The following is a 24,067-nucleotide window of genomic DNA, read 5'->3' on the forward strand; positions in this document are numbered from 1 at the left end:
TTAGTTGGCTTCTGCTGCATTGCTTTTCGACGCCCCATGACGCTCAATCAGCTCAATGAACTGATCAAACAGCGGGTTGGCATCGTGTGGCCCTGCAGCGGATTCCGGGTGATACTGCACCGAAAACGCCATCCCATTTTCCAGCGCAACGCCTTCGACGGTGTCGTCGTTCAGGCAGGTGTGGGTGACCTGGGCGGTGCCGTAAGGCGTCTGGAAGGGCTTGCCGGCCTCGCCTTTGAGCGCAAAGCCGTGGTTCTGGGCGGTGATATCGATAACGCCGGTGAGGTGGTTGAGCACCGGCACATTGATGCCACGGTGGCCGAATTTCATCTTGAAGGTCTCAAGCCCCAATGCGCGACCAAGGATCTGATTGCCAAAGCAGATGCCGAAGAAGGGGATCTTTGTCTCTAGCACCTGCTGGACAATCGCCACCATCTCGTCTGCGGTGGCCGGATCGCCTGGGCCATTGGACACAAACACACCATCGGGGTTGTACTGCTGGATCTCTTCAAATGGGGTGTTGGCCGGAACCACCACGGTACGGATGCCGCGGCTTGCAAAGTTGCGTGGCGTATTGGTTTTAATGCCCATGTCGTAGGCCACCACGGTGAAGCGCTGCTCCCCTTCTGGCTCCACAACATAGGGCTGATCGGTGGCTACTTCCTTGGCCAGATCTGCGCCCTTCATCGAGGGCTGCTCCTTGACCTCAGCGATGAGCTCTTCATCGCTGCGCTGGGCATCCTCGCCGGAAAAGACGCCGGCGGCGATGGAACCGAAGTTGCGTAGGTGACGCACCACTGCGCGGGTATCGATACCTGCGATGCCGACGATGCCCTGGGCAATCATCTCGTCTTCAAGGGAGCGCTTTGCACGCCAATTGGATACGCGCACCGAAAGGTCGCGGATAACCAGGCCTGCTACCCAGATTTTGTCGCCGTAGGACTCGCCATCTTCATCATTCCAGCCCGTGTTGCCGATTTGCGGGGCGGTCGCCACCACAATCTGACGGTGATAGGAAGGATCGGTCATGGTTTCTTGGTAGCCGGTCATGGCGGTGCTAAAAACTGCCTCGCCCAAGGTGGTGCCCACCTTGCCAAAGCTGGTGCCCCGGAAAATTCGGCCATCGGCGAGCACGAGGGCTGCCGGGTAGCGCTTCGGCGCTTGGCTTGTTTGAGAGTTGCTCAAGACTTCTTGCCTTTCAAAAGATTGCTTTGTGCTCGTTGTCATTTCGCGGTGCTTAGCGCAGCGGTGCTGAGGCTTTGCCATCCAGGCTGCTTAACCTGCCGCGCAAGATTGTTGCCTTGACTTTGGCACCAAAGTTCATGCCCTCGTAGGGAGTATTCGATGCTTTAGAAGCAAGTGCTTTGCCCGAAACAGTCCACGGTTGCTGTGGGGCGATGATGGTGAGGTTGCCAGGCTCGCCCTCAGCAATCGGCCTGCCCTGATCCTCCAGCTTGAGCAGTTCGGCGGGGCGTTCGCTCATGACTTTGGCCACGAAGCGCCAATCAGCCAAGCCTGATTCAACAAAGATCTGGGCGATAATCGCCAGCGAGGTTTCCAGGCCAAGCATGCCGGGGCGGGCGTGTTCGAATTCGCAGCACTTTTCTTCCGATCCATGGGGTGCATGGTCGGTGGCGACGCAGTCGATGGTGCCGTCCAACAACGCATCACGCAGGGCCACAGTATCTTTGTGCTCGCGCAGGGGCGGATTCACTCGATTTACGCCGTCGTAGGTTTCGAGCCTTTCGTCGCTGAGCAAAAGGTGGTGCGGGGTTACTTCCGCGCTCATCGGGATACCCTGCTGCTTGGCCCAGCGAAGCAGCTCCACGGTGCCTTCAGTGGAGGCGTGGCAGATGTGCATACGGTTGCCATAATCGCGGCACAGCAGTGCGTCGCGAGCCACGATGGATTCTTCGGCCACCCGAGGCCAACCACGCAGGCCAAGACGAGCGGCGATCTCACCCTCGTGGGCTACCGCACCTTCAGTCAAACGCGGATCCTCGCAGTGCTGCGCGAGCAGCACGTCTAAGCCCTTGGCGTATTCGATGGCTCGGCGCATGATCAAGGGGTTATCCACGCACTTGCCGTCGTCGGAGAACATGCGCACCTTGGCCGCAGAGCGGGCCATCATGCCAAATTCCGTGAGCTCTTTGCCTTCCAGGCCTTTGGTAATCGAGCCCACCGGGTACACATCGCAGAGGCCGATGTCTTGGCCTTTGTGCCACACGGCCTCGGCGATGACAGGCTGATCCATCACCGGCTGGGTATTGGCCATGGTGAACACCGCAGTAAAGCCGCCGTTGGCTGCAGCGGCAGAACCGGTGGCAATCGTCTCCGTGTCCTCGCGGCCCGGTTCGCGCAGGTGAACATGCATATCGACGAAACCTGGCAGCAGTACCCCGCCCTCACCGTCGATGCTTGGGCCATCGAATTCCAGAGCAGGGGCGATCTCGGCAATTACACCGTCGCGAATGAGCACGCTGGTGGGTTCGCCTTCGCCATAGGGGCGCACATTGCGAATCAAAAGGGATTCTGAGTGCGAGGTTGCCATCGGGTCTGCTCCTTGAGTGTTGTCGTGATTCATCACAGTGCTCCTTCCCCACTGGCCACCAAGCTAAAGAGCACGGCCATTCGGGTATGCACACCGTTATTGACCTGCTGCAGCACCGCAGTTCGGGGTGCATCTGCGACAGAATCGGAAATTTCCATGCCACGCAGCATCGGCCCTGGGTGCATCACCACGGTGTGCTCTTGCAGCATCGTTTCTCGGGCGGGTGATAAACCGTAGAGTGTCGCGTATTCGCGATGGGATGGGAAAAAGCCTCCGTGCATTCTTTCTTGCTGCACTCGAAGCATCATCACCACGTCGGCGTCGCCAAGCTCTGCATCCATATCGAAGCTGGTGCGCACTGGCCACTGCTCAACACCAAAGGGCATGAGTGTCGGTGGTGCTACCAGCACCACTTCTGCCCCGAGGGTGCTGAGCAAATCCACATTGGATCGCACCACGCGTGAATGCAGGCAGTCGCCAACGATGACGACCTTGCGGCCCTCGATGGAGCCAAGCCTCTGGCGCATCGTGACGGCATCCAGCAGTGCCTGGGTTGGGTGCTGGTGCGCACCATCGCCGGCATTAATCACCGAAGGTCCCTCACCACCTGGGGCGACCCACTGTGCAAGCTGTTGCGCTGCACCCGAGGCGGGGTGGCGCATGATGATGGCATCGGCGCCGATAGCCGAAAGGGTTAAGCCGGTGTCTTTGAGGGATTCGCCCTTTTTCACCGAAGACGAGGACGCCGAAATATTGATCACATCGGCGCTCATCCACTTGCCCGCGGTTTCAAAAGAAGAGCGCGTGCGGGTGGAGTTTTCATAAAACAGCGTGAAGATGGTGCGCCCGCGAAGCGTGGGCAGCTTCTTGATTTCCCGGCCGAGTAGGGCTTCGCGGAAACGATCCGCTTCGTCCATAATCCCGAGGATTTCGTCTTTGTTTAGATCCGAGATGGAAAGCAGGTGTTTCACTGTGTATTGCCGCCTTGTCGGTACAACTCGACGGCATCCACACCGTCGATGTCGCTAATGAGTACGCGCACATCCTCATCGCGTGCAGTGGGGAGATTCTTGCCCACATAATCGGCACGAATGGGTAATTGCCTATGACCGCGGTCGACGAGGACCGCGAGTTGAATCATCTCTGGTCTGCCTAAATCGCGGAGTGCATCGAGTGCAGCTCGGATGGTGCGGCCGGAAAAGAGTACGTCGTCGACAAGCACAACGGTGGTGCCATCAACGCCTACTGAAGGAATTCTGGTGGGTTGCAGTGCGCGATGCGGCTTCGTGCGTAAATCATCGCGATACAAGGTGATATCGAGAGAACCTACCGGGATGCTCACGCCGGTGAACTCTTCGATTTTTGAAGCCAAGCGGTGTGCGAGTGGAACCCCTCCGGAGGGAATGCCAAGGAGGAGTACTGGCGCTGCGTCCTCAGCGTCGAGCGCCGTTTTTTCAATAATCTGGTGCGCGATGCGTGCGATGGTACGAGCTACGTCTTCGCTGCTCAGCAGCGTGCTTGTAGCCTGTGCGTCTTCGCTCATCGTGACCTCCTTCCCCGCCTCTCTGTGCGGTCCTTTAAAGGATGTCGAATCTTATGCCACCAACAAGCAGCACAAGAACATGCCAAATCAGCATTAGTGTTCACCTTAGCACCTCCCTTGAGCAGCTACCCCCGGAATCTCCAAGAGCGCAGCACACGCTCATCCACGGCAATGCCTGGGTGATTCCGGCTACACTCGAGCAAATAGGATCCGCCTGGAGCTTTCGGCGGTAACTGCAAGCACTACTTGCACCGCGCACATGCGTGCTGTGTTCATCCACCGCATGCTGCGTGGCCAGCCTGTTAAAGGAGCGTGACACCACCGTGACCCTACAAATGAGCCATGTCGTACCCGCTGCGCGTGAGGACGTGTGGCAATGGCACTCGCGGCCGGGTGCAGTCATTCGCCTCACTCCCTCATTCTTGGCAATGAAGCCGCGAACTCAGGCCGAGAACCTGGCAGACGGCACCACGATTTTCGACCTGCCTGGAGGCCTGAAATGGGAGGCTAAGCATGAGCTGGCCGGCTACGTTGCCGGCTATCGCTTTACGGATCGCTGTGTCACCGCACCAATTGCCACCCTGGCAAAGTGGCGCCATGTGCACGTATTTGCTGATGCCGAAGACGAGCAAGGCAATCGAAACTGGACCAAGATCACCGATTCCTTAGACACTCGCGTGCCCAAAGCAGCACTTAGCAGTGCCTTTGCCTATCGCCAACACCAACTGATCCAGGATTTCGAGGCGAAAAACCGCTTTGATGCCCTCAGGCAAGACCAGGGCAATACCGAAGCGCTGGTGATTGCGATGACCGGCGCAGGCGGATTAGTGGGCACTGCCCTGGCTGCGCAGTTAAGAACCCTCGGCCATGAAGTGATCGAGCTGACTCGCTCAAATCCCGGCGATGGCCAGCGCCTCTGGGATCCAGAGCACCCGGCAGACGACCTGCTCGACGGCGTCGATGTGCTGGTGCATTTAGCCGGAGAGTCAATTATGGGTCGATTCAGCGAGTCTCATAAGCAGGCCATTTATGATTCCCGCGTCGGCCCCACTGCCCAATTAGCGCAGCTCGTTGCGGCTTCTGATCGCTGCAACACATTGGTGAGTGCCTCTGCCATTGGCTATTACGGCCATGACACCGGTGATCAAAGCGTGGATGAGTCAGCAGGACCGGGTGAGGGCTTTTTAGCCACAGTGTCGAAGGACTGGGAAGCAGCAGCCTTCAAGGCCGAGGGTGAAGGCAAGCGCGTTGCCATTATCCGTACCGGCATTGTGCTCAGCGGTGCCGGTGGCCTCTTGCCGGTGATGAAGACACTGTTTTCGGTCGGGCTTGGTGGAGAACTCGAAGGCGGTAAGCCCTGGTTTTCCTGGATCGCCATTGACGATCTTTGCGATCTCTACTGTCGCGCTATTTTTGATCAGCGAGCCACAGGCCCCATCAATGCCGTGGCACCGAATCCCGTGCGCAATGCGGAATTTACCGAGGCTCTCGGCCAGCAGCTCAATCGTCCGACCTTCATGCCCATTCCAAGTCTGGGACCGAAGTTGCTCTTGGGTAAAGAAGGCGCAAAGGAGTTGGCGCTGGCCAACCAGTTAGTCAGCGCGAAGGTGGCTGAGCAGCTTGGCCACACCTTCAGGTATCCGGAGTTGTCTCAGGCTTTGGCCCATGAACTTGGCGGTGAAGAACTCGTGCATCCCCCGGTGCAATAACGAGGCTGCAAAGCCACAACATACCTAGGGTAGAAAAACGGTGAACCCACCTTCTTCATGCAGAAGGTGGGTTCTTCTTTGATGCAAGCATCAGCGCTTAGCGCTAAGGGGCCTCATTGGATTCTGGGCTTTGCGCCGGCTCGGTGGGCTCGGGCAACGCCGCTTCATCTGTGCCGTGGTCCTCAGCGCCTTGCATGGCGCCAAAATCAACAACGCCTTGGGCTTCATCGGTTGCGAAAGCGTCATCTACGGCATCAACCGCGCCAGCCTCCTCGGCTTCACCTTCGGGCACCTCGTCGGTGCCCGTTGGTGTGGCACTTTCAGCTCGCACCTCTTCTATGCGTGAAGCCAAACGGTCGAGCATCGCGTTGATGTACTTCGGCGAGTCGGCCTGGGAGAGTTCCGAGGCGAGTTCCACTGCATCGGTGATGGCAGTTTCTTTAGGTACCTCGGGGTTGAAAATTAACTCCCAGATAGCCACGCGCAGCACCGCACGATCCACTGCTGAGATGCGGTCGAGCTCCCAGTCGGTGTTCAGGTGCGCAGCGATGAGCTCATCGATGCGGTCGAGTTCCTCGGCCGCACCTTTGACGATCTCTTTGCCGTAGGGCGCAACCGAGGAGATGCCTTCGACATTGGCTTGGGCAAGTTCCCTGCGGTCATCAGCGATGCGCACAGGGTCAACGTCGCGAAGCTCTGCTTCGTACAAAACCTCGACAGCCCGCAGCCGTGCCCGATAGCGTGCGCCGTGGCGCCGCTTTGGATCTACGCGCTTGGAAGGGTTGGGTGTATTGCTCACTGCCACGCCGTTAGTTGTTTACGCGAGAGAGGTAGGAGCCGTCGCGGGTGTCGACGCGCACCACGTTGCCGGTTTCGATGAACAGCGGCACCTGGATCTCAGCGCCGGTTTCCAGGGTGGCGGGCTTGGTACCACCGGTGGAGCGATCGCCTTGCAAACCGGGGTCGGTGTGCTCTACGCGCAGGTCGATCGAAACGGGCAGCTCAGCAAAAAGGGGCTCACCATCGTGGAAGGAAACCTGGACGCGGGTGTTTTCCAGAAGGAAGCGTCCGGCATCGCCGAGCAGGTGTGGAGCAAGCTCGAGCTGGTCGTAGGTCTTGTCGTCCATGACCACGTAGCTTTGACCATCGTTGTAGAGGTAGGTCATGTCGCGGCGATCAACGGTTGCAGTTTCCACCTTGACGCCGGCGTTGAAGGTCTTATCGGTGACCTTGCCGGAGACGACATCCTTGAGCTTGGTGCGCACGAATGCGGGGCCTTTACCCGGCTTCACGTGCTGGAATTCAACGATCTGCTGCAGCTTGTTGTCGATCTTGAGTACAAGACCATTCTTGAAATCAGCGGTAGTTGCCACGCGTTTCCAACTTCCTTTTGAACGTATAGAAAATGACTCAGCCTATAAAGGCTACGCTGCACAGGCTACCTGGAACAATTTTGCTTTTAAGCATTACTCCCCTGTGCGCTTTGAGGGTGCGGTGTTCTCGGCTGAACAATCAGCGCAGCATCACGCTTCGATGATGCGCAATTCCTTGTCCAGGTTGGTGAGGTTCTCAGGCGCACCGGCGCGAATGACGAGGGTATCTTCAATTCGCACTCCGCCTTTACCCGGCACATAGATACCTGGTTCCACAGTCAGCGTCATGTTTTCTTCTAACTCCCCGGAGGAGTTTTGAGCCGCCGAGGGAGCCTCGTGCACATCGAGTCCAACGCCGTGACCGGTGGAGTGGACGAAATATTCTCCATAGCCGGCTGCCTGAATGATGTCCCTGCAGGCCTTATCCACGTCCTTGGTTGGCGTCCCGGGCATGGCCGCCGCTACCCCTGCACGCTGCGCTTCGAGCACCACTTGGTAGATCTCGCGGGCGAAGTCGCTTGGTGTGCCCACCATGACGGTACGGGTGGTATCGGAGTTAAAGCCAGCTTTAAAGGCGCCGAAGTCGATGGTGACGATATCGCCGTCTTGGATGATTCTTTCGCTTGCACCGTGGTGGGGCTTGGCGGAATTTGGTCCAGAGGCAACGATGGTGTCGAAGCTGGTGCGTTCGGCTCCTTTGAGTCGCATCCGGTATTCGAGGCTTGCTGCCACATCAATTTCGCGTACACCGGCGCGCAGCTCCCCGGCCTCAAGCATCTCTTCAAAGGCTTGATTGGCTAGGGTGGCTACCTCGCGCAGTTTTTCCAATTCCACTGCGTCTTTGCGCACGCGGATATCCTCGATGACCTCTTGGATGGGGATCAATTGAACATCTTCTGGGCAGGCCTTTTCTAGGCGCTCGAATTCCGCCACGCTGAGATGGCCTGCCTCATATCCCACGCGCTTCGGGCCTTGGAGCCCGCTGAGTAACTCTGTTGCTACCTTGCGGGTAATCTTCGCCTCGATGTCGGGTACTTCTTGGGCAATTTGGGTGGTGTAGCGCCCATCCGTGGCAATCTGCGCCGAAAGGTCCTTTTGCACCAATAGCGCACCATTGGATCCACTAAAGCCCGAGAAGTACCGCACATTGGTCAGGTGTGTGAGCAACATGGCGTCGATGCGCTTGGCTGCAAGCCGGGAGGCTAGGGCGCGGCGGCGGTTTTCAAAACGAGAATCAGAAAGCATAGAAATAAAGGCTCCTCGAGCGTTGAGATGTGGCTGAGTCAAGGATACTGCTGCTGGCAATGGGCATGTGCCCAAAGAAGCGCACACCCTGACCTGGTGGCGAGCTAAAGAGCTAGTTGCTCGCTGCGAGGTGGCGAAGTGCTAGCTCATAGCCGTGCACTCCCAGCCCAGCGATCACGCCTTTGGCGATGGGGCTGAGATAGCTGTGGTGCCGAAAGGGCTCGCGGGCATGCACATTGGAGATATGCACCTCAATAAAGCCTTCTCCATCGGCGATTTCAGCCAGGGCATCGCGCAGCGCTACCGAGGTATGGGTCAAGCCACCAGGGTTGATAATGACCGCCATGGATTCATCGGCCGCCTGATGCACCCACTCGATGAGCTCGCCTTCGTGGTTGGATTGGTGGCATTGCACTGCCACCCCAAGCTCTTGTGCCAGGTGCGTTAAGCCATCTTCCACATCGCCCAACGTGGTGCTGCCATAGACCTCGGGTTGGCGCTTGCCTAGGCGATTCAGGTTGGGGCCGTTGAGCACCATAATCTTCTTGCTCATCCACTGTCCTTTCACTGCGGGCACAGCAACGTCGTTAGCCGGGTGGCTTCGGGCTCACTGCCCGTCTCCCCTGCCAGTCTAGGGTGCTTGCTCAAGCGCTAGCTAGCACCGGCGCCTTTGGCCTTATAAGCCTGAGAGCTTCAACGTTTTAGGCGCTGATGGCCTCGTATGCTTGGCGCAGTTCCCCGAGGCTTGGCCCCTCGATTCGGGTGGTCTTGCCTACGCCTTCCAGACCAACGAAGCGAATGGCTCCGTCGCGATTCTTCTTATCACGAGTCATGCCATCGAAGAGTTCATCAAAGTGGCCCGATGCATAGCGTGTAGGCAGGCCAACAGATGCAATGATCTTCTCGTGGCGATCCACCAGAGGGGCGTCGATAAGCCCTCGCCCATAGGCGAGCTGAGCCACAAACATCATGCCAACTGCCACCGCATTACCGTGGCGCCAGCGGAAATCCTGATGCAATTCCACGGCATGGCCAAAGGTGTGGCCATAATTCAAAATCTCGCGCAGGCTGGATTCTTTGAGGTCTTTGCCCACAACGTCGGCTTTGACGGCCACCGAACGGCGAATGAGCTCGGGCAGGTGCCCAGCGACGCGCAAACAGGCTTGAGCATCGGACTCGTATAGGCGAAGAATCTCCTCATCGGCGATAAAGCCAGTCTTGATAATCTCGGCGGAACCAGAGATCAATTCCTCTTCGGGCAGCGTTGCTAGATAGTCAAGGTCAATGAACACCGCCGCGGGCTCGTGGAACGCACCCACCAGGTTTTTACCGGCTGCAGTGTTAATGCCCGTTTTGCCACCAACGGCTGCATCGACCATGGCCAATAAGGTGGTTGGCACCTGAATGACCTTGATACCGCGCATCCACGAGGCCGCCACAAACCCAGCCAAGTCGGTAACGGCTCCCCCACCAAGCCCAATGACGACGTCGCGGCGGCTAAAACCAGCCGCACCAAGCGCATCCCAGCACTGGCCTGCCACTTCCAAGGTCTTGGCTGCCTCAGCATCGGGAACGGCAATAGCTACCGGGCTCAGGCCTTGGGCTTCCAGCGTTGCGCACAGGCGCTCTTGAGCATCACGCATGCTCGGCTGCGATATCACCGCCACCTTGTGCGCCTGTTGCTCTTTTGCGCAGGCAGCTACGGCTTGGCTGAGCGCCTGGCCAATATGAATCCGATAAGGGGCGGCACCATTGACGTCGATGTGCTGTTGCATGGGCTATGGCCTTTCCTAGGGGTGCTTTCGCTTGAATGGGCGTGGGTGTTTCAGGCTCGCGTTCGGGTGTAAAACACCCCGAAGCTTTTTCGCTTACACCTCAGTGGTGTTGGGATAGATCGTTTGGCGTGTATCAAGGTCTTGGTTTGGAAACACATCGGCTTCCAAGCCCGATCCTGGGTTGCGGGCAAGCTGATTATTCTCGGCGAGCTGATCATCAAAGGCATCCAAAATGTCGGCTACTACCCGCTGTGGGCTGCGATTATGGGTGCGGACTCGAATCTTTGAGGCTTCTCTGAACAAGGGTTCGCGCCTTTGGAGCATCGCAGCATAGGTCGCGGCGCGATCCTTGCTTTGCAGCAGTGGCCGCGATGGGTCGTTGGTGCGCCTCAAGCCCTCTTCTAAGGAAATATCGATCCACACCACGTTGTGATGTTGGAGCATGCGACGAACCTTCGCGGTTTCTACCGCCCCGCCGCCAAGGCTCACCACGCCCTGAGAACGCAGCGCCTCGGCCACCTTGCGCGTCTCAAGTTCGCGGAACGCCGGCTCGCCGCGGGTTTGAATGATCTGCGCGCAGCTTTCGCCCTCTTGCTGCTCGATCAGCTCATCGCTATCAACGAAGGTAGTGGAAAGCGCTCGCGCTAATCTTCGCCCAACAGTGGTTTTGCCAGCGCCGGGAGGCCCAATGAGCACCACCAAAGGGCTGGCTCCTTGGCTTTTCGACGGCCCAGGGTTGGGGTTCATATGCCTCCTCCTTAGCTCTAGGTGGCTAGAAGCTCAAACGTTGCGCGATGCGCTGCTGGTAGGACTCAACATTGCGTTTGGTTTCGGCCAGGGAATCCCCACCAAATTTCTGCAACACGGCACGGGCAAGCACCAAGGCGACCATCGCCTCTGCCACAACGCCGGCAGCAGGCACCGCACACACATCGGAACGCTGGTGAATACCGGTTGCGGCTGCACCAGAGCCCATATCAACCGTCTTGAGGGCACGAGGCACCGTCGAAATCGGCTTCATGGCGGCGCGCACCCTCAAAGCCTCACCATTGGTCATGCCACCTTCAAGGCCACCGGCTCGGTTGGTCACGCGGTGCAGACCCTGTTCATCTCGCACCATCTCATCGTGAGCCTGCGATCCGCGACGGCGGGCCTCCTCAAAACCGTCACCGATTTCCACGCCCTTGATGGCCTGAATCCCCATGAGTGCAGCAGCCAATTGGGCATCGAGGCGATCCTCACCTGAGATATGAGAACCCAAACCAATCGGCAGGCCATCGACGACTACTTCCACGATGCCGCCGAGGGTATCGCCTTGCTTCTTCGCCTTTTCAATCTCGGCAATCATCGAGGCTTCGGCATCGGCATAAAAGGCGCGCACTGGTGAGGCATCAATAGCCTCGATATCCGAGGCGCCCGGCAGAAGGGCTTCTTGATCACCCGGATTATGCAGTTCGGAGTTTCCGATGGACACGACGTGGGAAAAGACCTCAACACCGAGGACTTCCCTGAGGAAATTACGGGCAACCGTGGCTGCGGCTACGCGTGCTGCTGTCTCTCGGGCAGAGGCGCGCTCAAGCACCGGTCGGATCTCGTCCAAGTCGTACTTGAGCATGCCAGCAAAATCGGCGTGCCCAGGCCTCGGACGCATCAGGCGTGCACCGCGACCAGAGGCCATCGCTGCGGCTACGTCTTCGTCTTCAAGATCAATTGGGTCAGCCGACATGATGGTGGTCCACTTCGGCCACTCGGTATTGCCGATCATGATGGCAATGGGGCTACCCATCGTTGAGCCATGGCGCACTCCACCAAGCAGCGTGACTTCATCCGCTTCGAATTTCATGCGGGCGCCACGCCCGTAGCCAAGGCGGCGTCGAGCGAGTTGAGCGCTAATATCTTCGCGCGTAATCGGCACGCCAGCAGGCATATGTTCCACCATGGCAATCAGTGCCTGACCGTGCGATTCTCCAGCAGTTGTCCATCGAAGCATGGTGGAATTATGCCACGGTCTGATAATGCGCATGGCATTACTCCCCCAAGCAACCCCCACGGGGAGCTAAAAACCATGCGCGCTGAAACCATAGGCCAGGGCCGCTCCAAGCAGCATGCCCGGCCCATGAGGAATACCTGCGCTTCCTCTTTGCCCACTGCAGCGATACGCAATGCCGAGCAATAGGCTCAAAAGGGACGCCACAACGATGGCAAGGAGCACCGTTTGAAAACCCAGGGGCCCAAGGATCCACCCAAGTGTTGGTGCGAGTTTGAGGTCACCGCCTCCTACCCCGCCTGGCATGAGCATGGCCAGGATCGCGTAGAGGGCAAACCAGGCAATCCCGGGCACAAGGTAGGCCGGATCTTGCACTGCCCGCCACACCCCAACAACGACGGCGGCGGGCAGCGTCGCATGATTTGGCAAACGCTGCTGTTGGATATCCCACGCACTTAAATAGATCGCCCACGAGGCGTACACCAAACCCCATATCCCCATGGGCGTTACTGTAGCCGGCTTCGCCATGTTCCTCAGCCGGAAGGGCAAAAAGGCGAAAGATCAGGTGATGCTTAACCGATACCGAGATCGCGCTCCAAGGCGCTTCGCATCGCTTCTTTGGGCGCTGGTTGGCCGGTGAATTGCTCGAATTGGCCGTAGGCTTGTTCGGCAAGCATTACATGGCCACCGACCACGGGCACTCCGTGTGTCGAAGCTGCCTGCATCAGCGGTGTTGGCCAGGGATCATAGATCACATCGAGCAGCGGAACCCGTGCGATGGTGTGGGCACGGTCTGCAATGGCCTTGGAAGGCACCGTCGATACCAGCACCTCTGCGCTCTCAACGGCCTTGGCCACCTCATCGATTGAGCGAAAATCCAGGCTGATGCCAAGATTTTGCACAAGATCGCGAAATTCCGCCTCGCGGTTGCTGCGGTTGATCATCAGCACTGCTTCTACCCCGAGGGTGGCCAGCGCATATACAGCGGGCCGTGCGGTACCTCCGGCACCGATGATCACCGCGCGTTTGGCATTAAAACTGCCGCCGCCAAGCTCTTTGAGTGCTCCTGCGACACCATCAACATCGGTGTTATCGGCAAACCAGCCGGCGTCCTGGCGCACCAGGGTGTTGGCCGATCCGATGGCTTGCGCACGATCACTGACCTTGGATGCAGCCTGCAGTGCGGCAAATTTCGCCGGCATCGTCACCGAGCAGCCGCGGTAGCTTGGGTCGAGTTGATCGAGCAATCCCGGAAGTTGCTCTGCTGTGCATTCTTTGCGCTCATAGCGCCAGTGGTGCATGCCGAGTGCTTGATACCCGGTGTTGTGCAGCAGTGGGGATCGCGAATGTTCAATGGGCGAACCCAGCACCACGGCCTTGTGCGTAATGCTGGGTTCTGTGTTTTGCGTGTGGGTCATCTTTTAGCGGTTGCTATCGAGCACGCCGTTGTCCAGCGACTCCTTGGTGGCCTCTTGGTGCTCGTCGAAGTTCCTGGTGAAGACGGTGGTGCCGTCTTTATCCACGGTGACAAAGTAGAGCCAGTCGCCTTCTGCCGGGTTTTCCATGGCCTCGATGGCTTGGATCGATGGGCTGGCAATGGGGGTGGCCGGCAGGCCATCCATCGCGTAGGTATTCCATGGGGTTTCGCGTGCGCGATCCTCATTCGTGGTGGCGACTTCCTGCTCGGAGAGGTCGTAGTTCACCGTGGAGTCGAATTCGAGGCGCTGGGGCTCTTCCAGGCGGTTCAGGATCACTCGCGCAACCTTATTAAAGTCGCCTTCGGGTGCCTCACGCTCAACCAGGGATGCAGCCGTGACCATCTCGTAAGGGCTCAGGCCTACTGCCTTGGAGCGATTGACCAGGTCGGTGTCTGCATAGGACTTTGCCGAGCGGCTAATCAGATCTTTGAGCACCGACAAGGCATCGGCGGTGGGATCTACAACGTATTGGCCGGGCACGATCAGGCCTTCGAGGCGGCGCGGATCATCGCCGCGTGCTTGAACTGGCTCAATCGCCCAGTCGGGCACGCCGAGTTCTTGCAGATCAGCGGTGGCACCAACGCGCTGCAACTCTTCGGTGCTAATGCAGTTGCCTTCTGGTTGCCCACAAGACACCTGGGAGATCATCGAGTAGATGCCGAAGCGGGTATCGCCTGCAACAACTTTTACGTCCATGAGCGTTGCGCCACCGGGGATATCGAGCATCTCCACGCGGTTATCATCGCTGAGCAAGGCATTGACTGCCGACTTGGCGCTCATCTGCTCTTGAAGCTTATAAAAGCCCGGCTTGAGCTCCGCTGCTGCTTTATTGCTATAGGCGGCTGAGGCGAAGGTATCTGCGTCTGCCACAACACCCTTGGATTCCAGGTCAGGCCCGAGCTGCGACATGCTGGAACCCTCTGGGACTTCAACGAGCACCGTGGTGCCGTTGCCTTGGCCTTCGAAGTCACTCTTGCCGGAGTTCATATTCACACCGATATACACCACGGCGGACACAAGAAGCACTAAGGCAGCAACCAGAACGGCTAGACCGCGTTGGCGTCGCTTCACATACTTCGGTTCCATTCGCATTAATGGAGCACCTTTCTTCGCACATCCCGGAGTCTAGGTGTTGCCACCGGGGTCTTAACGCATAGTCGCGCCTATGCAATGTTGCAGATCAGTCTCTAACGATACCTTTTATCGGTCCGGGTTTGGGCGATTGCCTCCGCATTGCGCTCGATCTTTCATCCAACCAGCTCTGCAGGATCTCCACAGCGGCTGCTTGATCAATGCGCGAACGAGCCTTTTTTGCCGAAACCCCGGAACTTCGCATGGCTTGGCTGGCTACTACGGTGCTCAGGCGTTCGTCGCCAAGCTGGACCCTTGTACCCTTTGCCAAGCTGCCTTGTTGTTTGAGCTTTTCGACGCGCCCGCGAAGTCGCTTGGCAATGAGCTGGGCGTGCTGGGCGCTGGCAGATCCCTGGCCACCGAGGGTGCGTGGCAGACCCACGACAATCTCTACGACCTGATATTCCAGCGCCAGCTTGAGAATTCGCTCAATATCGGCACCGTCTTCATCGCGAAAACCTGTGACACGAGCAACAGTTTCCACGGGCGTGGCCATGCGCGCATCGCTATCGGACACGGCAACGCCGATGCGAACCGTTCCCACGTCGATGCCGAGTCTGCGGCCCGGTCCTGGATCGGCGATGCCCGGGCGATCCGGCTGCGGAGATTGATCAAACACTGCTACTCCCGAGGTCTGCAACAACAATGACGACAAAACACGGCCGCTGCCTGTAAAGATACAGCAGCGACCGTGCGAGAAAACCTTAGCGAGTAAGCGCTTCGCGCAGGGCATCGACTGCCTGCGAGAAACCGGCGATCTCGCTGCCGGAGCCTTGGGCCATATCGGCTTTGCCACCGCCGTTGCCCTTGATGTACTGGCCAAGCACACCAGCGAGTTCCTTGGCACTGAAGCCCTGATCCACAGCGGCCTTATTCAAGCCCACCACAAACGGCACGCGGGAACGTGCGTCTTCAGCCACAAGCACCACAACACCTGGTTGGCCACCCAGCTTCTGCTTGAGCTCGGTAGCCAGCGTGCGCAGGTCTTTTGCCTCGGTGCCCTTTGGGAGCTCTTGATGCAAGAACGTGGTGCCAGCTACGTCTTCTGCAGAGGCCAGCATCTCATTAGCACCAGCCAACAGTTGCTTACGGTGCAGCTCGGCGATGGTCTTTTCGGCTTCCTTGAGCTTCTGGGTCAAGGCCGCGACGCGCTCTGGAACTTCCTCGGACTTTGCCTTCAGCGAGCTGGCGACACCTTCGACAAGGGCGCGCTCCTTGGACAAGTAGCGGAAGGAGTCCAAACCGGAATAGGCCTCGATGCGGCGGACACCGGATCCCACCGAGGACTCTCCCAGCACCGCCACCGGGCCGATCTGCGAGGAGTGCGAGACGTGAGTGCCACCGCACAGCTCCATGGAAAATGGCCCACCGATTTCTACGACGCGCACCAAGTCGCCGTAGTTTTCACCGAACAGCGCCATCGCGCCCATGGCCTTTGCTTCATCCAAAGAGGTTTCGATGGTATTGACTTGCCAGTCGGTATCCACTGCCTGGTTGGTGATCGCCTGGATCTGCTCAAGCTGCTTAGGGCTCAGCGCATCGGTGTAGTTGAAGTCAAAGCGCAAGTAGCCAGGCTTATTCATCGAACCTGCCTGCACCGCCGTGGGGCCGAGCACCTCGCGCAGGGCGGCGTGGATGAGGTGGGTGGCAGAGTGCGCCTGGCGCGCCGCGTGGCGCCACGCCGGGTCCACCAATGCCTGCACATCATCGCCGACGATCAATCCGCCCTGCTCCACGGTGGCCTTGTGTACCCAAAGTTTCTTGCCAACCTTTTGCACGTCGCCAACCCGCAGCAGGGTGCCACCGGCTTCAATAGTGCCGCGGTCGCCCAACTGGCCGCCGGCTTCGGCGTACAGCGGAGTGACGTCCAAAATCACTTCCACTTCATCGCCCTCGGCGGCTTCTTGAACCTGCTGTCCGTCGCGGATCAGGCCCAATACCTTCGAGTTGCTATTGAGCTCATCGAATCCGGTGAACTCCGTGGGGTGCTCATCAACGAACTGGCGGTAGACGCTGAGATCTGCGTGACCGTGCTTCTTGGCCTGCGAGTCGGCCTTGGCACGGGCAACCTGCTCATCCATGAGCTTATGGAAGCCATCCTCGTCCACCTCAAGGCCTGCCTCCGCGGCCATTTCCAGGGTCAGATCGATGGGGAAGCCATAGGTGTCATGCAGCGTAAAGGCTTCTTGGCCCGATAGAGTCGCGCCACCTTGAGCCTTGACTTGGCCTGCGGCCTGCTCAAAGAGGTGCGTACCGGATTCGAGGGTGCGCAGGAAGGCGGTTTCCTCAGCCAGGGCCACCTTGAGAATACGCTCACGCTGATCAGCGATCTCAGGGTAGGAAGGCGTCATGGTGTCCATGATGGTGTTCATGAAACGTTCCATGGTTTTACCCTGGGCACCAAGCAGACGAGCCGAACGAATAATGCGGCGCAGTAAACGACGCAGGATATAGCCGCGGCCAACGTTGCCAGGTGTTACACCGTCCAGGATGATCATCATGGCGGTACGGGAGTGATCGGCAATGACCCTGAAGCGGATGTCATTGATCCGGTCGGTGTTCGGATCCTCGTACTTCGTACCGGTGACTTCCTCCGCCACATCGATAACGGGGCGAAGCAGGTCAGTTTCGTAGACGTTGTCGACGCCTTGCAAGATACAAGCTACGCGCTCCACACCGAGGCCGGTGTCGATATTCTTCTTCGGCAGATCACCGAGGATTTCAAAGTTGCCTTTGCCAATACCTTCGCCGCGCTCCTTTTCCATGAAGACCAAATTCCAAATCTCCATGTAGCGGTTGTCATCTGCGATGGGGCCACCTTCTTTGCCATAGGCAGGGCCGCGGTCGTAGTAGATCTCAGAGCAAGGGCCACAAGGGCCGGGAATACCCATGGACCAGTAGTTATCGGCCATGCCCAAACGCTGGATGCGTTCGCTGGGAACACCGATGTGCTGCTCCCAAATCTCTGCGGCTTCATCGTCATCGAGATAGACGGTCACCCAGAGTCGCTCCGGATCTAAGCCATAGCCGCCCTGCTCAACATCGCCTGTGAGCAGCGACCAGGCGTGCTCGATTGCACCCTTTTTAAAGTACTGACCAAACGAGAAGTTGCCGGCCATCTGGAAGAAGGTGTTGTGGCGGGTAGTAATTCCCACCTCTTCAATATCCAGGGTGCGCACGCACTTTTGAATAGAGGTGGCCTTGCCCTGCGGGAATGGAGGGTTTTGCTGCCCGAGGAAGTAGGGCTTAAACGGCACCATGCCAGCATTGACAAACAACAAGTTCGGGTCATCAAGAATCAGTGAGGCACTCGGAACCGCCTCATGGCCTGATTGGACGAAGTGTTGAGTAAACCGTTCCCGAATCTCATGGGTTTGCACAGCGAAACGCCTCGTTAGCTTTCTTCTTCTCGTAAGTGGTTCTTTATTCAGCGCCCACCCTTCTTATCAGGCAGGCAAGTACAGCAGTACTCTACCGCAGATTAGCCCTCATGCTTTGCACGGATAATTTTGCGCAGCCTCGGCCAAAGCGCAGCAAGCTTTCGTTCCTCGCCGTGCTCGCTGGGCTGGTAATACCGAGCCTGTTCAAGGCCATCGGGCAGGTACTGCTGGGCTAGCACCCCATTTGGATCATCGTGAGGATAGCGATAGCCCACCGCATTGCCCATGGCCTTCGCACCCTCGTAATGGCCATCACGAAGATGAGGTGGCACAGGGCCGGTATGGCCTTTGCGCACATCTGCCAATGCAGCATCGATGGCGCGGATCACGGCATTGGACTTCGGCGCGGTAGCCAAATGGATCGTGGCCTGCGCCAAGTTGATCCTTGCCTCCGGCATGCCAATCAGTTGCACCGCTTGGGCTGCGGCGATAGCGCTTTGCAAGGCGCTTGGGTCTGCCATGCCGATGTCTTCGCTAGCGTGAATCACCAGCCGACGCGCCAAGAAACGGGGGTCTTCTCCTGCCTCGATCATCCGCGCAAGATAGTGCAGCGCCGCATCTACATCGGAACCGCGAATGGATTTGATCCAAGCACTGGTGATGTCGTAGTGCTGATCCCCATCCCGGTCGTAGCGCACCACTGCCCTATCAATGTGTGCACTTACTGTGGCGGCGTCCAACACACCCCCAGGCGGCACCGCTTCGGCAGCGGCCTCTAGGTAAGTAAGGGATCGCCGAGCATCCCCGCCTGCCAGACGCACCAACTGCTCCAAGGCGTCCTCGCTGATTTCCAGCTCGCCTCGATAACCGCGTTCATCCTCGATTGCTCGCTGCAATACCTTTCGGATATCGGCATCATCAAGCGAACGCAGTTGCAAGATCAGCGAACGCGATAGAAGCGGGGCCACAACGGAGAACGAAGGGTTTTCCGTGGTGGCTGCCACCAAGAGCACCACGCGGTTTTCCACCGCAGCTAAAAGAGCATCCTGTTGGGTCTTAGAAAAGCGATGTACCTCATCGATGAATAAGACCGTCTTTTCGCCATGGATTTGGCGCTTCCTGGCCTCAGCAATGACGTCCCTGACTTCCTTTACACCAGCATTAAGTGCAGAAAGCCCAACAAAATGGTGCCCGGTTGCAGCACTAATCAGTGATGCAAGCGTGGTTTTTCCCGTGCCAGGAGGGCCATACAAAATGACCGAGGCATCCCCAGAGCCCTCGATCAATCGGCGCAAGGGTTTGCCCGCACCCAAAAGATGCTGCTGGCCTACGACATCTTCGAGGCGTTGAGGACGCATTCGGGCAGCAAGGGGCGCGTTGCTGCCTATATCGGGCGTTGGGGATTGCGGTCGGTGGGCGTCGAAAAGGCTATCCACGGCGATCCACGCGCAACGCTTCTACTACTGCGCCCGCAAATTCTCCCACCACCGGGAAACGATAATCGGCGTTTCGGAGAGCAAAGCGCTGGACGGACTCGAAAGTCTCATAGAGATCCTGGCGGATGAGGTCATAATCCTCGTGGCCATCAATTGCTTCTTGCAGGATGTTGAACTGGTAGTGCTCGAGCATGCCAAGCACTGCATCGGCGTCGATAGCCTTCAGTCCCTCGTCCTGAGCGAGCTGGTACAAATCGCCAAAGGCCGTGGTCATCGAACCGATGTGCATCATCGCGAGGCTGGAGAAGGCCCATCCAACGAGCGCGATCAAGATGCGTGCCTGGAGGCGTTGGTGGTTGCGAACATTTGGCCAGAGGTCGCCCACCTCATCCACCCACGCATCGATGAGCGTGTCTGCTTCGTCATCGCTAATCGGCCGCGAGCTTAAAAATTGGGGGAAACCGGCGATCACGCAGGCGATGTCGAAGGTGACATCGCGGAAACCGGCCCACTCATAGTCCAGGAAGTGGGTGCTCTCGGAGACGATGATGTTGTCCGGCGATAGATCGAATGGCGTAAAGGCACGGTGCTGGCCACGGATTAGGCGGCGCTTCGACTCGGCGGCCATCTCTGCGACAATCTCCGGCACAGCAATGCCTGCTTGAGCCACAATCTTCATGCCTACCTCGATGGACAAGCCGAGGAGGTGTTCCCGGAAGCTGTGCATGTGCTGGATTTCCGGGTGCTTTTGCAGCATTCTTCGCAGCAAAATATCGAAGTGCTGCTCTTTTGTGGCCGTGCCGGCATGCATTTTGCCCAGCGACTCACCAAGGTTGCGCAGAATCTCCGTTCGCAGCGCCTCCTTGGAAGTAGAAAGCAGCTCTGCGAAGGTGTCTCCATCACCTGAATCGGAGATGACGATGATGTGGGCATCGACATCGTAGGCCAAAAGCACCGGACCTGGGCGCACATCGGCGTTGAGGGATGTGGTGAATTGATAGGCAATCACCTCGCGCATAAACATCGAGGCGTCGATTAACTCCTCGGTTTCTGGGACGTGTTTAATCACCACGGAACGTGCCTGCAAGAAGGGTGAAGGCGCTACTTTCGCCCGAGCCACCACGGCACTGCCCGAGCCACTTAAACGGGTGACATCCTTTAGCTTTTGCACTCCACCCAGGCGCTTGCTGAGCAAGTCCTCGGCGGTACTCACGATGGCGTCGAGCTGCGGTTGTTCTTCTTGCACGCCTATGCTCCATCTCCATTGACAATTCGAGCTTGTAGCGGCCACCGCGCCACTGAAGGCACAGGCGGCCAGCCCGGGCGCACCGAATCTCAGTGCGCAGGTGCCTCGGCTTTGGACAAACCTCGGCACGCTCACGTGCTCTGTCTGAACACGATGCAAGGCTCACGGTATCTTCCGTGAGCCTTGAGTGGATTGCGATCGTACGCAAATCCATCGGCAATCAATGGCCTACCCTATCACCCATATTGGCTGATGCCTATACCAGCAAAGCTGCCGCGCCACTGCCCCGAGGGGCACCGGCGCCTAGGAAAGGCCAAGGATCTTTACACTATGAGCGCTCGCTTATTTTTCAGCTTCCTGCTTTTTCTTCGGCTTGAAATCCACACCGGTTTCACGGCGCTGCTCCAGCGGAATCGGTGCGGGAGCATCGGTGAGGGGATCCACGCCGCCGCCGGACTTCGGGAAGGCAATGACGTCACGAATGGACTCAAAGCCGCCGAGCAGCGAGACGATGCGGTCCCAACCGAAGGCGATGCCGCCGTGTGGCGGTGCACCGAAGGCAAAGGCTTCGAGCAGGAAGCCGAACTTCTCCTGTGCTTCCTCATCGGTGATGCCCATGACCTTGAATACGCGCTCTTGCACATCACGACGGTGAATACGGATAGAGCCGCCGCCGATCTCATTGCCGTTGCACACGATGTCGTATGCATAGGCGGTAGCTTCGCCGGGGTTTTCGTCGAAGCTATCCATCCACTCGGGCTTGGGCGAGGTAAAGGCGTGGTGCACAGCGGTCCACTTGGAATGGCCAAGTGCCACGTCGCCGGATGCGGTGGCATCGGCAGCGGGCTCGAATAGTGGCGCATCGACAACCCAGGTAAAGGCCCAGTCGCCTTCCTTGATCAAGTCGAGCTTGCGGGCGATCTCACCACGAGCTGCACCCAACAGCGCGCGGGAGGATTTGGTATCGCCGGCGGCGAAGAAAATGCAGTCACCCGGCTTTGCACCCACATGCTCGGCGATGCCGGCACGCTCAGCCTCAGTGATGTTCTTTGCTACAGGGCCGGAGAGTTCGCCGTCTTCGCCGACGAGGATGTAGGCCAAGCCCTTAGCGCCGCGCTGCTTTGCCCACTCCTGCCATGCGTCGAGCTGGCGGCGAGGCTGGGATGCACCACCGTCCATGACCACAGCGCCAACGTATTCGTTTTGGAACACGCGGAAGGTGGTGTCTTTGAAGAACTCAGTGCACTCAGTGATCTCGATATCGAAGCGCAGGTCGGGCTTGTCAGAGCCGTACTTCTTCATGGCCTCGGCGTAGGTCATGCGAGGGATCGGAGTGGAAATCTCGTAGCCGATCAGCTTCCACAGCTCCTTGAGGATCTCCTCTGCTAGCGCGATCACATCTTCTTGATCAACGAAGCTCATCTCCACGTCGAGCTGGGTGAACTCCGGCTGACGGTCGGCACGGAAATCCTCATCACGATAGCAACGGGCGATCTGGTAGTAACGCTCCATGCCGGCAACCATGAGAAGCTGCTTGAATAGCTGCGGGGACTGCGGCAGCGCGTACCAGGAACCTGGCTTCAGGCGCGCGGGCACGAGGAAGTCTCGGGCGCCCTCCGGGGTGGAACGAGTCAAGGTGGGGGTTTCGATCTCCACAAAATCGTGACGATCCAACACGCGGCGAGCCGCCTGGTTGGCCTTGGAGCGCAGGCGCAAAGCGTTGTTCTGGCTGCTGCGACGCAGATCCAGGTAGCGATACTTCAGGCGAGTTTCCTCGCCTACCTCACCGGACTGGGAGGGATCGTCGATCTGGAAGGGCAGCGCCGCAGACTCGTTGAGTACCTCAAGTTCAGTGGCGCTTACTTCAATCGCACCCGAAGCCAGGTTGGGGTTCTCGCTACCCTCGGGTCGTGCTTCCACCACACCGGTGACCTTCACGCAGAACTCACTGCGCAGGTGGTGTGCTTGCTCCGCCACGGAAGAATCGCGGAAAACAACCTGAGCCACACCAGAGGCATCACGCAAATCGATAAAGATCACACCGCCGTGATCACGACGGCGCGCTACCCAACCACTGAGCGTAACGGTTTGTCCGACCGCCTCTTTGCGGAGGTCACCCGCGAAATCTGTGCGAAGCACTTCGGCACCAAATCCTTTCCCTTTTTTGTGTTCTCGCGCCCCGTGTCACGCGACTCGGGCGCATAAAGGCATACTAAGGCATTGATCCTACCCTCTCAGTCGCAGCCACTGGCCTCTAGCCCTCGAATCCACTGCTGAGGGCGCAACATTAGATATTGCGCAAGCTGTGGCATGATCAGCACATGACCTTTCGTGGTGGCATCGATAAGCCAGAAAACCTCGCTCGTACCGGCGGCGGTGGCGGTGGACGCATTGCTGTTGGCGGCGGCGTGGGCACCTTATTGTTAGTCGGCCTTTTCCTCCTCATGGGCGGCGACCCTTCCCAGCTCGGCGGGCTCATCGGATCAGACTCTCAACAACAGCCACAGCAGCAAACTGCCCCAGGCCAGTTGGAGCACTGCAAGACCTCCGACGACGCGAACCGCTATGCCGATTGCCGCGTCGAATTCACCGGCATCTCTTTGAACCAGGTGTGGAGCGCTCAGCTTCCGCAACAAGCGGATATCACCTATAGCAAACCCAACTTGGTGGTCTTTGATGCTCAGACCTCCACCGGTTGTGGTCTTGCCTCATCTTCTACAGGGCCGTTCTATTGCCCTAGGGATCACACTGCCTACTTTGACGTCAGCTTCTTCGATTCCCTCGAACGCTATGGCGGCCAAAATGCTCCCTTTGCCCAGGAATATATCGTGGCGCATGAATTCGGCCACCATATTCAAAGCTTGGAGGGTACCTTGGGGCTTTCTGATTACAACGACCCCGGCCCGGATTCCAATGCTGTGAAGATCGAATTACAGGCCGACTGTTACGCAGGCGTCTGGGGTCATTTTGCCGATAAGGGCGAAGATGCGTTTCTTGAACCCATCACCCAAAGCCAGGTTGAGCAGGCAATTGATGCTGCCCGGGCAGTAGGCGACGATAATATTCAGCAACGAGCTGGTCGTGATGTAAACCCTGAGTCATTTACCCACGGCTCTTCTCAACAGCGTCAAGAGGCGTTCTTGCAGGGATACCGCACTGGTTCGATGGCAAGTTGCGATTATCTGGATCGCAACGCGTATCGCTGACACCAGG

At 58.2% G+C, this 24,067-nt stretch carries 21 protein-coding genes; 2 read left to right on the forward strand and 19 right to left on the reverse strand.

Annotation, left to right across the window (positions count from 1 at the left end):
* From carA to pyrR, 4 genes are read right to left on the reverse strand one after another with little or no spacing between them, the layout of a single operon-like run.
* A complete protein-coding gene (carA, locus tag IEU99_RS00835) occupies positions 1–1,227 on the reverse strand; it encodes a glutamine-hydrolyzing carbamoyl-phosphate synthase small subunit (RefSeq protein ID WP_128889773.1) in 1,227 nt (408 codons plus the stop codon).
* A gap of 10 nt (positions 1,228–1,237) precedes the next feature.
* Entirely contained in the window at positions 1,238–2,584 is a 1,347-nt protein-coding gene (locus tag IEU99_RS00840; protein ID WP_128889772.1) for a dihydroorotase, read from the reverse strand.
* Positions 2,584–3,522: an aspartate carbamoyltransferase catalytic subunit gene (locus IEU99_RS00845; RefSeq protein WP_128889771.1), complete on the reverse strand. Its 939-nt coding sequence runs from the start codon at positions 3,520–3,522 to the stop codon at positions 2,584–2,586. Before IEU99_RS00845 ends, IEU99_RS00840 begins: the two co-directional genes overlap by 1 nt.
* Positions 3,519–4,094 carry a bifunctional pyr operon transcriptional regulator/uracil phosphoribosyltransferase PyrR gene (gene pyrR / locus IEU99_RS00850; RefSeq protein ID WP_128889770.1) on the reverse strand — a complete coding sequence of 192 codons (576 nt, stop codon included), beginning with the start codon at positions 4,092–4,094 and terminating at the stop codon, positions 3,519–3,521. The genes IEU99_RS00845 and pyrR overlap by 4 nt, the downstream gene beginning before the upstream one ends.
* 323 nt (positions 4,095–4,417) lie before the next feature.
* Between pyrR and IEU99_RS00855 the strand changes: the two genes are divergently transcribed.
* Positions 4,418–5,803, forward strand: coding sequence for a TIGR01777 family oxidoreductase (locus IEU99_RS00855; protein WP_128889769.1), 1,386 nt, complete (start codon positions 4,418–4,420; stop codon positions 5,801–5,803).
* A 103-nt stretch (positions 5,804–5,906) separates the two neighbouring features.
* Here the strand turns inward: IEU99_RS00855 and nusB are convergent, their stop codons facing one another.
* The 15 genes from nusB to aspS all read right to left on the reverse strand — a co-directional run bounded on the left by nusB (position 5,907) and on the right by aspS (position 22,993).
* Positions 5,907–6,602 (reverse strand): transcription antitermination factor NusB, encoded by a 696-nt coding sequence (gene nusB, locus IEU99_RS00860; RefSeq protein ID WP_229718328.1) that lies wholly within the window; start codon positions 6,600–6,602, stop codon positions 5,907–5,909.
* A gap of 10 nt (positions 6,603–6,612) precedes the next feature.
* Complete coding sequence (gene efp / locus IEU99_RS00865) at positions 6,613–7,176, reverse strand: elongation factor P (protein ID WP_123960144.1); 564 nt, start codon at positions 7,174–7,176, stop codon at positions 6,613–6,615.
* Between the two features lie 150 nt (positions 7,177–7,326).
* A complete protein-coding gene (locus tag IEU99_RS00870) occupies positions 7,327–8,421 on the reverse strand; it encodes a M24 family metallopeptidase (protein ID WP_128889767.1) in 1,095 nt (364 codons plus the stop codon).
* 112 nt (positions 8,422–8,533) lie between these two features.
* The gene (gene aroQ, locus IEU99_RS00875; protein WP_128889766.1) at positions 8,534–8,974 is read right to left on the reverse strand and encodes a type II 3-dehydroquinate dehydratase; all 441 of its coding nucleotides are present in this window, start codon (positions 8,972–8,974) and stop codon (positions 8,534–8,536) included.
* Positions 8,975–9,122: 148 nt separating this feature from the next.
* Positions 9,123–10,196, reverse strand: coding sequence for a 3-dehydroquinate synthase (aroB, locus tag IEU99_RS00880; RefSeq protein WP_128889765.1), 1,074 nt, complete (start codon positions 10,194–10,196; stop codon positions 9,123–9,125).
* A 93-nt stretch (positions 10,197–10,289) separates the two neighbouring features.
* Positions 10,290–10,943, reverse strand: coding sequence for a shikimate kinase (locus IEU99_RS00885; RefSeq protein ID WP_128889764.1), 654 nt, complete (start codon positions 10,941–10,943; stop codon positions 10,290–10,292).
* Positions 10,944–10,968: 25 nt separating this feature from the next.
* Positions 10,969–12,186, reverse strand: coding sequence for a chorismate synthase (aroC, locus tag IEU99_RS00890; RefSeq protein WP_128889763.1), 1,218 nt, complete (start codon positions 12,184–12,186; stop codon positions 10,969–10,971).
* A 66-nt stretch (positions 12,187–12,252) separates the two neighbouring features.
* A complete protein-coding gene (locus IEU99_RS00895; protein ID WP_164931154.1) occupies positions 12,253–12,684 on the reverse strand; it encodes a prepilin peptidase in 432 nt (143 codons plus the stop codon).
* A 71-nt stretch (positions 12,685–12,755) separates the two neighbouring features.
* Entirely contained in the window at positions 12,756–13,601 is an 846-nt protein-coding gene (locus tag IEU99_RS00900; protein WP_128889761.1) for a shikimate dehydrogenase, read from the reverse strand.
* 3 nt (positions 13,602–13,604) lie between these two features.
* On the reverse strand, positions 13,605–14,753 hold the full coding sequence (gene mltG / locus IEU99_RS00905; protein ID WP_128889760.1) for an endolytic transglycosylase MltG: 1,149 nt from the start codon (positions 14,751–14,753) through the stop codon (positions 13,605–13,607).
* Positions 14,754–14,841: 88 nt separating this feature from the next.
* Positions 14,842–15,411, reverse strand: coding sequence for a Holliday junction resolvase RuvX (gene ruvX / locus IEU99_RS00910; RefSeq protein WP_229718329.1), 570 nt, complete (start codon positions 15,409–15,411; stop codon positions 14,842–14,844).
* Between the two features lie 85 nt (positions 15,412–15,496).
* Complete coding sequence (gene alaS, locus IEU99_RS00915) at positions 15,497–18,172, reverse strand: alanine--tRNA ligase (RefSeq protein ID WP_128889758.1); 2,676 nt, start codon at positions 18,170–18,172, stop codon at positions 15,497–15,499.
* A 101-nt stretch (positions 18,173–18,273) separates the two neighbouring features.
* Positions 18,274–19,608 (reverse strand): replication-associated recombination protein A, encoded by a 1,335-nt coding sequence (locus IEU99_RS00920; RefSeq protein ID WP_229718330.1) that lies wholly within the window; start codon positions 19,606–19,608, stop codon positions 18,274–18,276.
* Entirely contained in the window at positions 19,601–20,854 is a 1,254-nt protein-coding gene (locus IEU99_RS00925; protein ID WP_229718331.1) for a phosphotransferase, read from the reverse strand. Before IEU99_RS00925 ends, IEU99_RS00920 begins: the two co-directional genes overlap by 8 nt.
* A gap of 342 nt (positions 20,855–21,196) precedes the next feature.
* Positions 21,197–22,993 carry an aspartate--tRNA ligase gene (gene aspS, locus IEU99_RS00930; protein ID WP_128889755.1) on the reverse strand — a complete coding sequence of 599 codons (1,797 nt, stop codon included), beginning with the start codon at positions 22,991–22,993 and terminating at the stop codon, positions 21,197–21,199.
* A 182-nt stretch (positions 22,994–23,175) separates the two neighbouring features.
* Here aspS and ypfJ point away from each other — a divergent pair, with 182 nt between their 5' ends.
* Positions 23,176–24,060 (forward strand): KPN_02809 family neutral zinc metallopeptidase, encoded by an 885-nt coding sequence (gene ypfJ, locus IEU99_RS00935; RefSeq protein WP_128889754.1) that lies wholly within the window; start codon positions 23,176–23,178, stop codon positions 24,058–24,060.
* Positions 24,061–24,067 lie beyond the last annotated feature (7 nt).

Origin of the sequence: Corynebacterium pelargi, from assembly GCF_014635485.1 — a bacterium.
Lineage (GTDB): Bacteria > Actinomycetota > Actinomycetes > Mycobacteriales > Mycobacteriaceae > Corynebacterium > Corynebacterium pelargi.

Bases quoted from the DNA above. Each gene is read 5' to 3' on its own strand.
- aroB (WP_128889765.1), bottom strand. From the start codon at position 10,196: ATGCAACAGCACATCGACGTCAATGGTGCCGCCCCTTATCGGATTCAT.
- IEU99_RS00900 (WP_128889761.1), bottom strand. From the start codon at position 13,601: ATGACCCACACGCAAAACACAGAACCCAGCATTACGCACAAGGCCGTG.
- IEU99_RS00885 (WP_128889764.1), bottom strand. From the start codon at position 10,943: ATGAACCCCAACCCTGGGCCGTCGAAAAGCCAAGGAGCCAGCCCTTTG.
- IEU99_RS00870 (WP_128889767.1), bottom strand. From the start codon at position 8,421: ATGCTTTCTGATTCTCGTTTTGAAAACCGCCGCCGCGCCCTAGCCTCC.
- aroC (WP_128889763.1), bottom strand. From the start codon at position 12,186: ATGCTTCGATGGACAACTGCTGGAGAATCGCACGGTCAGGCACTGATT.
- IEU99_RS00840 (WP_128889772.1), bottom strand. From the start codon at position 2,584: ATGAATCACGACAACACTCAAGGAGCAGACCCGATGGCAACCTCGCAC.
- aroQ (WP_128889766.1), bottom strand. From the start codon at position 8,974: ATGAGCAAGAAGATTATGGTGCTCAACGGCCCCAACCTGAATCGCCTA.
- carA (WP_128889773.1), bottom strand. From the start codon at position 1,227: ATGACAACGAGCACAAAGCAATCTTTTGAAAGGCAAGAAGTCTTGAGC.
- ypfJ (WP_128889754.1), top strand. From the start codon at position 23,176: ATGACCTTTCGTGGTGGCATCGATAAGCCAGAAAACCTCGCTCGTACC.
- mltG (WP_128889760.1), bottom strand. From the start codon at position 14,753: ATGCGAATGGAACCGAAGTATGTGAAGCGACGCCAACGCGGTCTAGCC.
- IEU99_RS00895 (WP_164931154.1), bottom strand. From the start codon at position 12,684: ATGGGGATATGGGGTTTGGTGTACGCCTCGTGGGCGATCTATTTAAGT.
- pyrR (WP_128889770.1), bottom strand. From the start codon at position 4,094: ATGAGCGAAGACGCACAGGCTACAAGCACGCTGCTGAGCAGCGAAGAC.